The sequence below is a fragment of the Pseudomonas sp. M30-35 genome, assembly GCF_002163625.1.
Classification (GTDB): domain Bacteria; phylum Pseudomonadota; class Gammaproteobacteria; order Pseudomonadales; family Pseudomonadaceae; genus Aquipseudomonas.
In genome coordinates, this window is sequence record NZ_CP020892.1 from 1098225 (window position 1) to 1111737 (window position 13513).

General features: G+C 51.9%; 10 protein-coding genes. 9 read left to right on the plus strand and 1 reads right to left on the minus strand.

Going from position 1 to position 13513, the window contains the following annotated elements; all coding sequences use genetic code 11:
- The first annotated feature begins 106 nt into the window (after window positions 1–106).
- From B9K09_RS05115 to B9K09_RS05125, 3 genes are all read left to right on the plus strand, one after another.
- The gene (locus tag B9K09_RS05115; protein WP_087515807.1) at window positions 107–2602 is read left to right on the plus strand and encodes a circularly permuted type 2 ATP-grasp protein; all 2496 of its coding nucleotides are present in this window, start codon (window positions 107–109) and stop codon (window positions 2600–2602) included.
- Window positions 2599–3552 (plus strand): transglutaminase family protein, encoded by a 954-nt coding sequence (locus tag B9K09_RS05120; RefSeq protein ID WP_256574251.1) that lies wholly within the window; start codon window positions 2599–2601, stop codon window positions 3550–3552. Before B9K09_RS05115 ends, B9K09_RS05120 begins: the two co-directional genes overlap by 4 nt.
- A gap of 81 nt (window positions 3553–3633) precedes the next feature.
- The gene (locus B9K09_RS05125) at window positions 3634–4482 is read left to right on the plus strand and encodes a mechanosensitive ion channel family protein (RefSeq protein WP_087515808.1); all 849 of its coding nucleotides are present in this window, start codon (window positions 3634–3636) and stop codon (window positions 4480–4482) included.
- A 166-nt stretch (window positions 4483–4648) separates the two neighbouring features.
- Here the strand turns inward: B9K09_RS05125 and B9K09_RS05130 are convergent, their stop codons facing one another.
- The gene (locus B9K09_RS05130; protein ID WP_087518991.1) at window positions 4649–5596 is read right to left on the minus strand and encodes a DUF808 domain-containing protein; all 948 of its coding nucleotides are present in this window, start codon (window positions 5594–5596) and stop codon (window positions 4649–4651) included.
- Between the two features lie 224 nt (window positions 5597–5820).
- Here B9K09_RS05130 and B9K09_RS05135 point away from each other — a divergent pair, with 224 nt between their 5' ends.
- From B9K09_RS05135 to B9K09_RS05160, 6 genes are all read left to right on the plus strand, one after another.
- Window positions 5821–7860 (plus strand): type VI secretion system tip protein VgrG, encoded by a 2040-nt coding sequence (locus B9K09_RS05135; RefSeq protein WP_087515809.1) that lies wholly within the window; start codon window positions 5821–5823, stop codon window positions 7858–7860.
- Window positions 7857–8693 carry a DUF4123 domain-containing protein gene (locus tag B9K09_RS05140; RefSeq protein WP_087515810.1) on the plus strand — a complete coding sequence of 279 codons (837 nt, stop codon included), beginning with the start codon at window positions 7857–7859 and terminating at the stop codon, window positions 8691–8693. The genes B9K09_RS05135 and B9K09_RS05140 overlap by 4 nt, the downstream gene beginning before the upstream one ends.
- Window positions 8694–8764: 71 nt before the next feature.
- Window positions 8765–9538: a hypothetical protein gene (locus tag B9K09_RS05145; protein ID WP_256574252.1), complete on the plus strand. Its 774-nt coding sequence runs from the start codon at window positions 8765–8767 to the stop codon at window positions 9536–9538.
- 6 nt (window positions 9539–9544) lie between these two features.
- Window positions 9545–10333, plus strand: coding sequence for a hypothetical protein (locus B9K09_RS05150; protein WP_087515812.1), 789 nt, complete (start codon window positions 9545–9547; stop codon window positions 10331–10333).
- Window positions 10334–10339: 6 nt separating this feature from the next.
- Entirely contained in the window at window positions 10340–11125 is a 786-nt protein-coding gene (locus B9K09_RS05155) for a hypothetical protein (RefSeq protein ID WP_256574253.1), read from the plus strand.
- A 6-nt stretch (window positions 11126–11131) separates the two neighbouring features.
- Entirely contained in the window at window positions 11132–13288 is a 2157-nt protein-coding gene (locus B9K09_RS05160) for a lipase family protein (protein ID WP_256574254.1), read from the plus strand.
- The last annotated feature ends 225 nt before the right edge of the window (window positions 13289–13513 follow it).

A 13513-nucleotide genomic window follows, 5' to 3' on the forward strand; every position in this document is an offset into this window, starting at 1 on the left:
TCTGGCTGAGCAGGCGCATGTCTGTTGCTGAATTCTGTACAAGCCTCAAAACTAACGACGCGCAAATGCTAAAGTTTGCGCATGTAAATGACTGTCCGAGATTTTGATGGCTGACCTACTTGCCGACTTTTCGCCCAATAATGCGATTTACCATGAACTGCTCGATACCGACGGGCAGGTTCGACCGCATTGGCGGCGAATTGTCGAGCAATTGCAGCGCAATACGTCGTTTCAGTTGCAACAACGTCAGGATCTGCTGTCACGGCAAATTCAAGAAAACGGCATCACTTACAACGTTTATGCCGACCCCGAAGGAGCTGATCGGCCTTGGGAATTGGATCTGCTGCCGAATGTGATCGCTGCAGACGAATGGCAGGTAATTGCCAAAGGAGTGGCCCAGCGCGCGGGTCTGCTCAATCAGGTTTTGGCTGATGTTTACGGCCCGCAAACCTTGCTTGCCGATGGCCTGCTTCCACCCGAACTGGTCTTTGGTCACAATAACTTTCTTTGGCCTTGCCAAGGCATCGACGTGCCAGGCGGCACGTATCTGCACCTCTATGCAGTTGATCTGGTGCGTGCCCCGGATGGTCGTTGGTGGGTCACCGCTGACCGGACTCAGGCACCGTCTGGCGCGGGCTATGTGTTAGAAAATCGGCAGATTGTTTCACGCTCATTCCCGGATATCTTTCGTGAGATGCGTGTGCAGCACCTCACGAGCTTCTTCCGCACATTGCAAGAAACCATCGCTCGGCAAGCCCCGGCTGATGGCGAGACGCCGTTAGTGGTGGTGCTAACAGCGGGGCGTCTCAACGAAAGTTACTTTGAACACCTGTATCTTGCCCGGCAACTGGGTTATCCCTTGGTTGAAGGTACTGACCTGACCGTACGTGATGCCACGGTTTACCTGAAAACCTTGGCCGGGCTACGTCGAGTTCATGCGATTTTACGTCGCCTGGATGATGATTTCTGTGACCCGCTGGAGCTGCGCCTCGACTCGGCACTTGGTGTGCCTGGTCTGCTCGATGCTGTGCGTCAGGGGCGTGTACTGGTCACTAATGCATTAGGTAGCGGTGTACTCGAGTCACCCGGTTTTTCGAGCTTCTTGCCAGCCATCAGTGAAAAATTACTGGGTGAGCCTTTATTGCTGCCGAGCATCGCCAGTTGGTGGTGTGGAGAACAGTCGGTGCTTGATGAGGTACTCAATAAGCTGCCCGAATTATTGATTCGCCCGAGTTTTCCCTCACAAAGCTTCAACTCCGTATTTGCAGGAGATCTTGATGGGCCGCAGCGTGAAGCGCTAGCGCAACGCCTTAAGGACAGGCCTTATGCCTACGTTGCGCAAGAAGTTGCAGAGCATTCGTTGGCGCCGGTCTGGCAGAGTGAAAAGGGCTGCTTGCAATCGCGCGCCATAGGCATGCGCGTGTTCGCTGTCGCTGGGCCAAACGGGTATTGGGTGATGCCGGGTGGGCTGACGCGGGTTGTAGCACAAGGGGATGTGGACGTTGGATCAATGCAGCGCGGCGGCGCCAGCAAAGATACTTGGGTGTTGGGCAGTCGCAACCATGACAGCGAGTCCTGGCAGGGCGCTCGACCTTTAGGGGTTGCCGATCTGGTGCGCAGTGACCCTTATTTACCCTCGCGGATAGTTGAAAACCTATTCTGGTATGGCCGTTATAGTTCTCGCTGCGAAGACAATGCGCGTTTGTTGCGGATCATGCTGTCACGCTATGTCGACGATGATGGCGACCCGCGTGCGCTCGAAGCCGCATTGAATCTGGGAGAGAGCAGGGGGTTGCTGCCGTCTGCTGAAGACGGCGATACCTTGGAGCAGCGACTCGAACAGGCTTTACTCGGTGATGAGTGGTCGGCTAGCCTGCGGGCAAACTTACAGCAGTTGATTTGGACTGCTGGCAGCGTGCGCGGCAAACTTTCTCAAGCCAACTGGCAGGCTTTATTAGAGCTACAAATTGAGGCGCAGGAGCTTGAGGTTCAGCAGGCTGACTTTGGTGAAGCCCTGGATTTCCTTAATGGCCTGGTGATGTCTCTCGCAGCACTTTCAGGTTTTGCCTTTGACGATATGACCCGTGATGACGGCTGGCGCTTTCTGATGATCGGCCGCTGCATCGAGCGTTTGCAGTTTATGAGCGAGAGTATCGCCAGTTTTATTCGCAGCCCAATGGCTGATGATCAATCTGCGCTGGAATGGTTACTCGACTTGGGTAACAGCAGTATCACCTACCGAACCCGCTACCTTGCGACAGCCCAGTTGATACCGGTTCTGGACCTGTTGTTACTGGATGATCAGAATCCGCACGCGGTGTTGTTTCAACTACGAACCCTGCTTAACTCGCAGGCGAGATTGGCCGAACGCTTCGACCTACCTGTCGCGTCACGACTGGCCGGCTTGGAGCGTCAGCTCAGTGGTTTTAGTCTGGCTACCTTGGAAAACTCTTTGTTTGGACCTAGCAGTGTGCGTGCGGTTTTGAATGGTTTGGCGCAGTTGCTTGAGACTATCGCTCAAGCCAGCGCGGAAACCTCTGATCAGTTGGCGCTGCGCTTCTTCGCGCATGTTGATGCCAGCCAGCGGACGCAGTCGTCATGAGTGCAAAGCTGATGCCCAGCGAAGCGCCTGAGGTAAAGTTGGCGCGCTATCAGATCATTCATGATACGCATTACAGCTACTCGGCCCCCGTCTCACTTGCGCAACAATTGGCGCACCTGGTGCCGCGGGATTGTGCCTGGCAGGTTAAACACCAATGCCAACTTGAAGTCAGTCCTAAGCCATGCAAGCGTCACGAGGGCCTGGATGTATTCGGCAACCCGCTGACACGTTTGGTTTTTGAACGGCCACATGACTCATTGAAAGTCAGCGCACAGATGCGCTTGGATGTATTGGCTCGTCCGGCTATTGCCTTGCAAGACTCGCCAGCGTGGGAGGATGCCTGCGCGGCACTGAGTTACCGCGCCGCGCCGCTGTCCGCTGGTTTGCTTGAGGCCAGCAAGTTTCGCTTTCAGTCGCCTTTCGTTCAGGTGAAGCATAATTTCGCTAAATATTCGGCAGATTGCTTTCCTCCACGCAAACCGCTGCTACTGGCCGCCCAAGCGTTGATGAACAAAATATTCACCGAGTTCACCTTTGACGCAGTGGCCACACAGGTGGCAACGCCGTTGCTACAAGTGCTAGAGGAGCGGCGCGGGGTTTGTCAGGACTTTGCGCACCTGATGCTCGCCTGTTTGCGCTCGCAAGGCGTGGCAGCACGTTATGTCAGCGGTTATTTATTGACGCAGCCGCCACCGGGACAGCCTCGATTGATCGGGGCAGACGCCTCACACGCATGGGTTTCGGTGTATTGCCCGAATCAGGGGTGGGTCGATTTTGATCCGACCAATAACATCCGACCAGCGCTTGAACACATCACCTTGGCTTGGGGACGTGACTTTGCGGATGTTTCACCCCTGCACGGGGTAATTCTTGGTGGTGGTAGCCATGACCCGGATGTCCAGGTGACGGTGCTCCCGCTCACCGAGGACGGTGCGATCGCACAATCTTGATCACATGTTTTGCGGCAAGTTTTTTTTCGCGTGCTAGCGTCTTTAGGGATAGCTGTACTTATCCCTGAATGGAGCACGGCCATGGACGAAACAACCATCGTAAATGTGGGTACGGAAAAAGCGCACGCGCTGTACAACTTTGCTACTCAGTACGGTGCCGCATTTGCTATAAAAATTCTTTCAGCCATCGCATTCTGGGTGATCGGCCGTTGGCTGATTGGGTTTGCAGTTGGCCTCGTGCAAAAAGCCTTGGGACGACAGCATGTTGACCCAACGGTATTACGCTACGTTGGCAATTTCATCACCGTGACCCTGAACATCCTTCTGGTCATCGGCATCCTCGGCTTCTTCGGCGTGCAGACTACAACCTTTGCTGCGCTGATAGCGGCTGTCGGTTTAGCGATTGGTATGGCGTGGTCAGGTTTGCTGGCAAACCTTGCCGCAGGCGGCTTCATTATCATATTGCGGCCGTTCAAGGTCGGCGACTTTATTTGTGCCGGAGGGGTAACCGGTACGGTCACCGAGATTGGCTTGTTTGTAACGGCTATCAACACGCCAGACAATGTGCTGACGCTGGTCGGTAACAACAAGATCTTCAGCGACAACATCCAGAACTTCTCGCACAACGCATTCCGCCGGGTAGACCTGAAGGCCCAGCTTTCAGGCGCTGCAGACTATAAAGCGGCGGCCGCACTACTTAAGAAGCGAGTTTCCGAGATTGATAATGTGCTGTCCGATCCGGCGGTTGAAGTTGAGATTCTTGAGTTCAACCTGGTCGGGCCAGTGATGGCGGTGCGACCGTATTGTCATACCGATAATTATTGGCAGGTGTATTTTGACACCAACAAAATGATCAAGGATGCGCTCGCTGAAGCAGACTTCCCTGCACCTATGCCCGCGCAGACGGTGATCATGCAGCAAGCCAGTTGAGTTTAAGTATGGCGAGCCTGTAAGCAGTAGGGCGGATAACCCATGTTATCCGCCACTGGGGCCTGTGGGCACTTGGACGATTGGCTTATCGTTGGTTGAGCAATGGCGGGCAAGCTGCGCGTTGCCCACCCTACAAATGCCTTCGAACGGTAGTGTTCGCAATTCCTTAGCCTTTTACGGCTTTCCACAGTTTGCCCGCTAGCGTTACAACCACGAGCGCGATTGCCCCCGCAATAATCCCCGCTATACCGTTGAGCAGGACGGGCGCTGCGCTCGCCATCAGTTCGATTCCAGAGCCTTGCGCGATGAGTTCAGAGGTACGCTCTATCCAGTGATGCGCCGCTGGCACGCCGTGGGTGAGGATGCCGCCACCGACCAGGAACATCGCTGCAGTGCCGATAACCGAAAGGCTCTTCATCATGTACGGCGCTGCGACTAAAATGCCGTGGCCAAAGCTGCGTGTGGCGCGGGTGAACAAACCTTCACCTTCGCGCTGATTCAAATAAAGCCCGGCGTCATCGAGTTTGACAATGCCCGCGACCAGACCATAAACGCCAACGGTCATCACCAGCGCAATGCCGGCTACTACGATAATCTGTTGCGTCAGTGGTGCGCCGGCGACCGTGCCCAGTGTAATCGCAATAATCTCGGCCGAGAGGATGAAGTCGGTGCGAATGGCGCCACCAATTTTTTCTGTTTCGAACGCCTTCAGGTCTTCCGAAGATTTACTCGCGGCCTCAAGCAACTCAGCTTTTTCTTGCTTTTGGTCTTCCTCGGCATGCAGGAACTTGTGTGCCAGCTTCTCGAAGCCTTCAAAACAGAGGAACGCACCACCGAACATCAGCAGCGGTGTAACGGCCCAAGGTGCTAAGGCGCTGATGACCAAGGCGGCTGGCACCAGAATAAACTTGTTGCGCATCGAACCCTTGGCGACAGCCCATACAACGGGTAACTCCCGGTCAGCGCGTACGCCGCTCACTTGTTGGGCATTGAGTGCCAGGTCATCACCCAGCACACCTGCGGTTTTCTTGGCTGCAACTTTGGTCATCAACGACACATCGTCGAGCACGGTTGCAATGTCATCCAAAAGGGTTAAAAGGCTGCTGCCTGCCATGCAAGTGATTCCTTTAGTCTGCGAGGCTTGAAGTATCTGGGCAATACCATAGCCCAGCAAGCGTTTGAGCTTAAGTATTAAACGTGGTTGCATCCGTTGGATGTGTTGTTTTAGCCCCATATTGTTGACGTACTGCAAGCTAACGACACGCAAGTATTGTCCTATGGCGCTGTGTACGGCACTCTTGGACTTCTTATATAAACCATGGACGGAGGTTAGGCACGATGGATGCCAATCAAGCGCATATTTCGCTGACAGTTTCAGGTTTCTCCGCAGACTTGCAAGTGCTCAAGTTCGACGGTTCTGAAGCGCTCAATGAACTTTACGAGTTCGACATTGAGCTGGTTAGTGAGAAGCCCGATCTTGACCTCAATGGCTTAATCAATCAGCCCGCCTACCTAAGCTTTGGCCCTGAACAAAAGGGCATCCATGGTGTTGTCTATGCGGCCGAGCAGGGCGATTCAGGCAAACGTCTGACTCGCTATCGCATAAGCCTTAGGCCGCAACTGGCGTATCTGGCGCATTGTTCTGATCAACGCATCTTCCAGCACATGACCGTGCAACAAATCATCAGCGATGTGCTCAACAAGCACGGGATCCAAGCGGATGCCTATCGCTTTCAGCTTGGGCCGTACGTCTACCCTGAGCGCGATTATTGCGTGCAGTACAACGAAACCGACCTGCACTTTATCCAGCGCTTGTGTGAAGAAGAAGGCATCAGTTTTCACTTCCAGCACAGTGCCAGCGGCCATGTTCTGGTGTTTGGTGATGAACAAACGGTATTTCAGAAATTGCCGCCCCTGCAATATCAGCCCGACAGCGGCATGGCGGCGGATGGCGCAGTCATCAAATCATTGCTGGTGACCCTGGAGACGCGCAGCAGCGCAGCCAGTTACCGTGACTATAACTTCGAAAAACCTAAGCTGACCCTCGACGGCGAATATCAAGCAGAGTTCTTGCCTGCGCTTGAGGTATATGAATATCCGGGTCGCTTTGCCGAACGCCCGCGGGGTAAACATTTAGCCAAGCGTGCGCTAGAACGACTGCGCAGCCGCTATGAGGTTGCCGCAGGCCGCAGTGATGCAAGCCTAGTCAGCGGTAGCTTCCTGAGTATGACTAACCATCCTCGCGCGCAATACAACGACCTCTGGCTGATTCACTCCGTGGTGCACCAAGGCCGCCAGCCGCAAGTGCTTGAAGAGTCGGTTAGCGGCGACGTTAAAGCTGAGGACGGCTTCACCCAAGGCTATCGCAACAGTTTTGTCGCAACGCCGTGGGACATTCCATTCCGTCCTGCGCTCAAGCATCGCAAGGGTAAGGTTCAAGGTGCGCAAAGGGCTGTTGTTACGGGTCCCAAAGGCGAAGAGATTTATTGTGATGAATACGGCCGGGTCAAGGTTAAATTCTTTTGGGACCGAGTAGGCCAGGCGGATGAGCAAACCAGTTGTTGGCTACGGGTGAGTAACAGTTGGGCGGGTAACAGCTATGGCGCGGTGACCATCCCGCGCATCGGCATGGAAGTGTTGGTGAGCTTCTTTGAGGGCGATCCAGACCAACCCATCGTCAGCGGTTGTCTGTACCACAAAGAAAATGCCGTGCCTTATGCGCTGCCTGAAAATAAAACCTGCAGTACCTTCAAAACCAACAGCAGCCTTGGTGGCGCTGGGTTTAATGAATTGCGTATTGAAGATAAGGCCGGTCAGGAACAAATTTTCGTCCATGCCCAGCGTGATTGGGATCAGCGGGTTGAACACGACGAGAAAATCCGCGTCGGCAACGAGCGTCATGACACTGTTGAAGCCAATAGCTACAGCGACTTCAAGGCCGAAGAACACCGCATGACCCACCTCGACCGCAAAACAGCGGTAGACGCCAGCGACCACCTGAATGTAGCGGTTACACAGCACGCCAAAATAGGCGTGGGCCAGTTCGTCGAAGCCGGTACGGAAATTCACTATTACGCGGGCAGTAAAGTCGTCATCGATGCAGGCATGGAGCTGACCGCCAAGGGCGGCGGCAGCTTTGTCAAAGTAGATCCCAGTGGCATCACCTTCAGCGGTGCGACCATCAAGGTCAACTCCGGCGGTGCGGCGGGAGTAGGCTCCGGGATCGCGTTGTTGTTGCCCAAAATCGGCAAGCCAGCGGATCAGGCGATGCCGGGTGAGTTGCCCATGGCGCTAACAGCCCGCCAAGTTGGCGCTAGCCGTTGCCCAATCTGTGAGGCGTGCGCTGGAGGTGTTTGTGAAACCGGCGTTGCCTCATGAACAGTGTGCTGAGTGATTGGCTGGTTGAACAGAGACGGCAGCAGCGCGAATTTATTCTAGTTATCGACAGCATGGCTGACCCTGACCCCATCAAGTATTTGTTCGGGGCCGATGTTATGCATGACTACACGCGGATTTACACCAGTAGCCCGCTGGCAAGCTTTATTGAGGCTAGCCCTTGGTTGGTGCGCCTTAGTGGCCAGCAAATGAACTCGGTTAAAGCGTTGCTGGACAGCCCCGAAGCAAATTGGGGGTGGATAGCCAGCACCACGCAAAACGATCTTAACTTGCATACCCAGCATTGGCTGGACCGCGCCTTGATTGAGGATGGTGCCCAGCGCTGGCTGTATCGCCTACAAGATAACCGCGTCATGGCTCATCACTTAAGCACGCTAGAAATTGCGCAGCGGCCATTGCTACTGGGTTTAATGGACAGCGCAATATGCTGGGACGCAGAAAAGTGGGTCGTTATTGATAACCCACGACCTGATTTTTACCCCCAGCCATTCGCTACTCCGTGGCTAAATATTGCTGAACCGGAGTCAGTAGCCGATGCCATTGTCCACCACAACCTCAAGCAATGGTTGTGGGATGAACACCCTCACGCAACGACCGCGTTAAAAGACGCTCAACCCCTCGACCCTTGGCTGTATGAGCAATTGCAATTAGCAAAGACCTGGGGCTGGACTGACCAAGCTCAAATTGAGTTTTTGCTCATTAATAAATTAAAGCCAGAAATAGCTAACCATCCTCAGTGGGCCAACGCTGACGGTGAGTCACCCGCGCAGCACTATGCCCGTTGCGTAGATCTGTTTCAGCGGGCCGCGATATAAGCAATTTAAACGCTGGAATTTGAATGTCAGTCTGATAGCAAGGTTTGGGGTAAATTAGATTGGAATATATCGTGGCTGTGCAACGCAGCATATTGATTTGCATAAGTGCTGGTGTTTTGGCGGGCTGTAGTCTTATGGGTGATGCAGCCAAGGAGGGTGCGTTATCCCTTGTTTCATTCGGTGGGGCGGATACCTTTACTTTACGCGGTACGCTGCCCGCCAACTTCAAGATAAAAGCCCAAGCCTATTATGGTTCGGAAGATGGTGCATGCAGCGCGCGAGGTGATGCGAATAGCTATGAAAGTTCGCAGGATAAAACACCGCACAATTATAAGTTTAAAATCCCGGTTAGTTATCACAAAGGCTTATGTACGCTAAAGCTTGCTCGGGTGGCACTCTATACAACAGGCCGGTACGGCGAGAAAGATTGGCAACAAACCTATGATAATGGCGGTTTAAAGGTTGTTGATAAGTTACCTGCGAAGGCCCCTGGCTTTAATGTGCAGGGTGAGTTAGTCAAAGAGGCGCAGTGTACGTGGTGGTTTCAAATGACTAAGGCTAAATCGCGACAAGGTGAAATAAGCAAATTACTTGATTGTAAAGGTGATGGTGCTTATGTCGTTACTGAAAGTCTACCGGGAAAAATATTGACTATAAATATAAATGAAAACCCTGAAGAAGAACCATATAGAGATAGTTACTGGGTAAAGACTGAGAACGGTTGGAAACCATGTACCGGTAGATGGGGGACTGACTACGAAGAGCTTTGCACATCTCCACCTAAATTTAGAACTTTTCGGATGAATGATCAAGAGTGCAGCGTTTATCCGAACTGTAAGGAGTAAATTAGATTGAACGTTATTTATCGTTTACAGCGTGGTTTATTAATTTTTATCAGCGGCTTTACACTGGCAAGCTGTGGTTTTGCGGGTGATGCAGCAAAGGAGGGTGCGTTATCCCTTGTTTCATTCGGTGGGGCGGATACCTTTACTTTACGCGGTACGCTGCCCGCCAACTTCAAGATAAAAGCCCAAGCCTATTATGGCTCGGAAGATGGCGCGTGCAGCGCGCGCGGTGATGCGAACTCTTATGAAAGTACGCAGGATAAAACACCACATAATTATAAGTTTAAAATACCGGTTAGTTATCACAAAGGCTTATGTACGCTAACCCTTGCTCGGGTGGCGCTCTATACAACAGGCCGGTACGGCGAGAAAGGTTGGCAGGAAATATATGATAATGGTGAGCTCAGGGTTGTTGATAAGTTGCCTGCCAAGGCCCCTGACTTTAATGCGCAGGGTGAATTGGTTAAAGTCGCACAGTGTAGATGGTTGTTTCAGCTAACTAAAGCTAAGTCCAGACTTGGTCAGATAGATAAGCAGCTAGATTGTAAGAGTCTCGGTGCTTATGTTGTTACTGAGAACCTACCGGGAAAAGTCTTAACTATAAATATAAATGAAAGTCCCGAAGAAGTGCCTGCGATTGGTGATACATGGATTAAATTTCCACAGGGCTGGCGACCATGTTCGGAAAAGAAAACTGAGTCTGGCACGTGGTCGTGGTGTGAAACACCTCCTGAATTTAGAACGTTTAAAATGGGTGATAAGACGTGCACCTATTACCCAAATTGTACGGAGTAAATTAGATTGAACGTTATTTATCGTTTACAGCGTGGTTTATTAATTTTTATCAGCGGCTTTACACTGGCAAGCTGTGGTTTTGCGGGTGATGCAGCAAAGGAGGGTGCGTTATCCCTTGCCTCATTTGATGGGGCGGATACCTTTATTTTACGCGGTACGCTGCCCGCCAATTTCAAGATAAAAGCCCAAGCCTATTACGGTTCGGAAGATGGCGCATGCAGCGCGCGCGGTGATGCGAATAGTTATGAAAGTTCGCAAGATAAAACACCACACAATTATAAGTTTAAAATACCGGTTAGTTATCACAAAGGCTTATGTACGCTAAAACTTGCTCGGGTGGCACTCTATGCAACAGGCCGGTACGGCGAAAAAGATTGGCAGCAAACCTATGATAATGGCGGCTTAAGACTAGTTGATCCATTACCTGCGAATGCCCCTGATTTTAGTGAACAAGGGGAATTGCTCGTTAATTCACAGTGTACGTGGAATTTTAAAATGAGTCAGGCGATATCTAGGTCTGGTGAAATTAGCAAACTCTTAAACTGCAAGAATCTGGGTGCTTATGTTGTTGGTGACACTCTCCCGGAAAAAGTGTTGACGTTAAATATAAATGAAAATTCTGAAGAAGAACCATATATGAATGGTTACTGGCTAAAGACCCAAAGCGGTTGGAAACCATGTACCGGTAGATGGGGGACTGACTATGAAGAACTTTGCACGTCACCACCGGAATTTAGAACTTTCCGGATGAATGATCAAGAATGCAGCGTTTACCCAAACTGTAAGGAGTAATCAAGGGTGAGTAACTCAGGGACGAATGCTAAGGTTGTTTCATTAAATTGCCCAAAGCGTAAAGCTTGGGTTAGTTTTCAATTCTTGGATGAGGGCGGTGAGGGCGCTGCATACGCTGGGCTTTCCTATACATTGACCGATGTACAGGGGCAAATACATTCCGGAAAGTTAGATGGTAGCGGCTGTGCGCGTATAGATGGGCTTGTCAGTGGGTTGTGCATGCTGTCTGTAACTGCTGGCTATGTTGGAGGAGATCAGTGGTATTCTGGTCTTTCAAGAAGAAAGAGATTCGCTATTCCTTTGACAGAACTCCAAGTGGCGGCTGAGCAAAATATACTAGGGCCGCGCTCGGCAAACCAGAAAACCTATTTGGCTGAACAGCATGCAGTCAAAGAAAACGCAAGATTTTACCGAGTTGAAGTCAGTGATTTTGTCGAGCACACCGGGCATCTTCCAGATACTGATTCCACGTGGGGGCCTAAACCCTCAGTCAAGTTAGTGCAGGCCAGTAATGCAACCACTGAAAAGTGTGTGGAGTTACAGCCCTGCCAACATCATGTGTTTGAAGTAAAGGCACTGCGTGCCTACAGCCCATTATTCTCTCGGGATAAAGCCTTTTGCGCATTAAATGCATATCATCTGGCGGTAATGACGACATTTGTCTATGCACCCTTTAGCACTGAAAGTGACCCTTACAAATCAGCACCGCCGCCTTATACGCAGCAAGGTTCTATTGGCAATGTACTGCGTGAACAGCTGGCTGCACTGAAAAAAGCCCAGCAGTTTAATGATGCAGGGCCTTACAACTTGCTTTATGAGGAGGTTGCCTACTCAAAGCGCTTGGAAGTAATGCCTTATGACCCTGCGCTTTATGCTGAAGAAGCAGCAGAAGGGTTAAGAAATCCGGAAGATGTGCATTTTCTGTTTGATCAAGAGACTGAGAGCCAAGCGTTTATTACGCACAATGACAAAGTGGTTTTAATCTCAGTAAGGGGCACGGCTGGTGGGGCCGATGCGCTGCGCGATATGGACGCGCGACAAGTGCCCTATGCGGAAGGTGACGGGCAAGCTCACCGTGGGTTTTATAATGCGTTTTTAGCCGTGAAACCATTTGTAGAGCGCTATTTGAGTGCTTTTTATATCAAAGGTATGACCGTTGTTGTATGCGGTCACAGCTTGGGTGGTGCTATTGCATTATTACTGGCTGAGTGGCTGCGCAGAGAGTTCTCAGGCGACGATACTTTGCTTTACACCTTCGGCTCCCCTCGCGCAGGGGATCAAGGCTTTGTTACTGGTGCGAGCGCACTGACCCACCATCGCTTGGTTAACCACAACGATCCGGTACCTTCCGTGCCAACAACCTGGATGGACGCTGAGTGGAAAGTTGCACTGGCGGGTACCGTTGTATTGTTGAGTTCGCCGCCAGTTGGTGCGGGTTTATTGCTGGGCGGGTTGATTAACCTTAAGGGTGATGATTACGAGCACCATGGGCAACAGCGCCACTATATGCCGCGTAAGCCTGAGGGCGGCAGCGAGGCATCGATTCTGTGGCAGCCGGGGTGTGAGTCTATTGATCAGCAGGCCTGCGCCGAATTTGCAGGACGCATAAGCCTGGAAGGCGATATGCCCAAACGCGCCGGATTTATCAGGCAAATCGTTAATATGGGTGAGCACTCCAGTGACACAGGTTATAGCCGGGCAGGGTTGACCACGTTAGTCCGCTGGTATGCCAGTGCGACCGAGCGTGAGGGGGCTTTGTTCACCCCACAAGAACTTAAAGATTTAGAGCCGCAAATCAAGCAAGTCGAGCAACAAGTAAACGCTTGGCAGGCCAACTCTTACTTGGATTTTAGACGTGCCACGCGAAACGATATGCGCTTCTACAGAAAAACCGATTTAGAACTGTTGGCGATGTATAACGACGGCATCTCTGAGGCGAAATCGTTGCAAGCCGTACAAAGCAAAAAGCTCAATCAAGTACGTGCGCGCTTACTGGCCGAAGCTCAACGGGTGGTCACCTTGCAGAGTGTTTTTGGTGAACACGCACAACGCGCGGATATGCATGAGCTTATGGCTGAGTGGCGTGAGCTTAAAGAAAACCAGGAAGCTGAGCGCTTGGCCCAGGTTGCTCCAGTCAGTAGCAATACGCCGCGTTATGCCTAGCGGGTAGCGGCGCTGCTTAAAAGCGCGTCGCAAGGCTGAGGTGCAAGTCCGGCAAGCTGTTCTGCCTGCGTGAGGCTGCCGGTTTTGCATGAGCTCGAGACGTTCACGCAGCGCTGCAACATGGTGCGATGGTTGGCGCACACAAACAACTTCTCGACGGGGCGTTTTATAAGTTGTGAACAGTAGCAAACTGCTGGCACCGAGATGAATTAGAATGCCCGCCCG

Excerpts from the sequence above, each read along its gene's own strand:
- B9K09_RS05130 (WP_087518991.1), bottom strand. The coding sequence starts at position 5,596 with ATGGCAGGCAGCAGCCTTTTAACCCTTTTGGATGACATTGCAACCGTG.
- B9K09_RS05140 (WP_087515810.1), top strand. The coding sequence starts at position 7,857 with ATGAACAGTGTGCTGAGTGATTGGCTGGTTGAACAGAGACGGCAGCAG.
- B9K09_RS05115 (WP_087515807.1), top strand. The coding sequence starts at position 107 with ATGGCTGACCTACTTGCCGACTTTTCGCCCAATAATGCGATTTACCAT.
- B9K09_RS05125 (WP_087515808.1), top strand. The coding sequence starts at position 3,634 with ATGGACGAAACAACCATCGTAAATGTGGGTACGGAAAAAGCGCACGCG.
- B9K09_RS05135 (WP_087515809.1), top strand. The coding sequence starts at position 5,821 with ATGGATGCCAATCAAGCGCATATTTCGCTGACAGTTTCAGGTTTCTCC.
- B9K09_RS05120 (WP_256574251.1), top strand. The coding sequence starts at position 2,599 with ATGAGTGCAAAGCTGATGCCCAGCGAAGCGCCTGAGGTAAAGTTGGCG.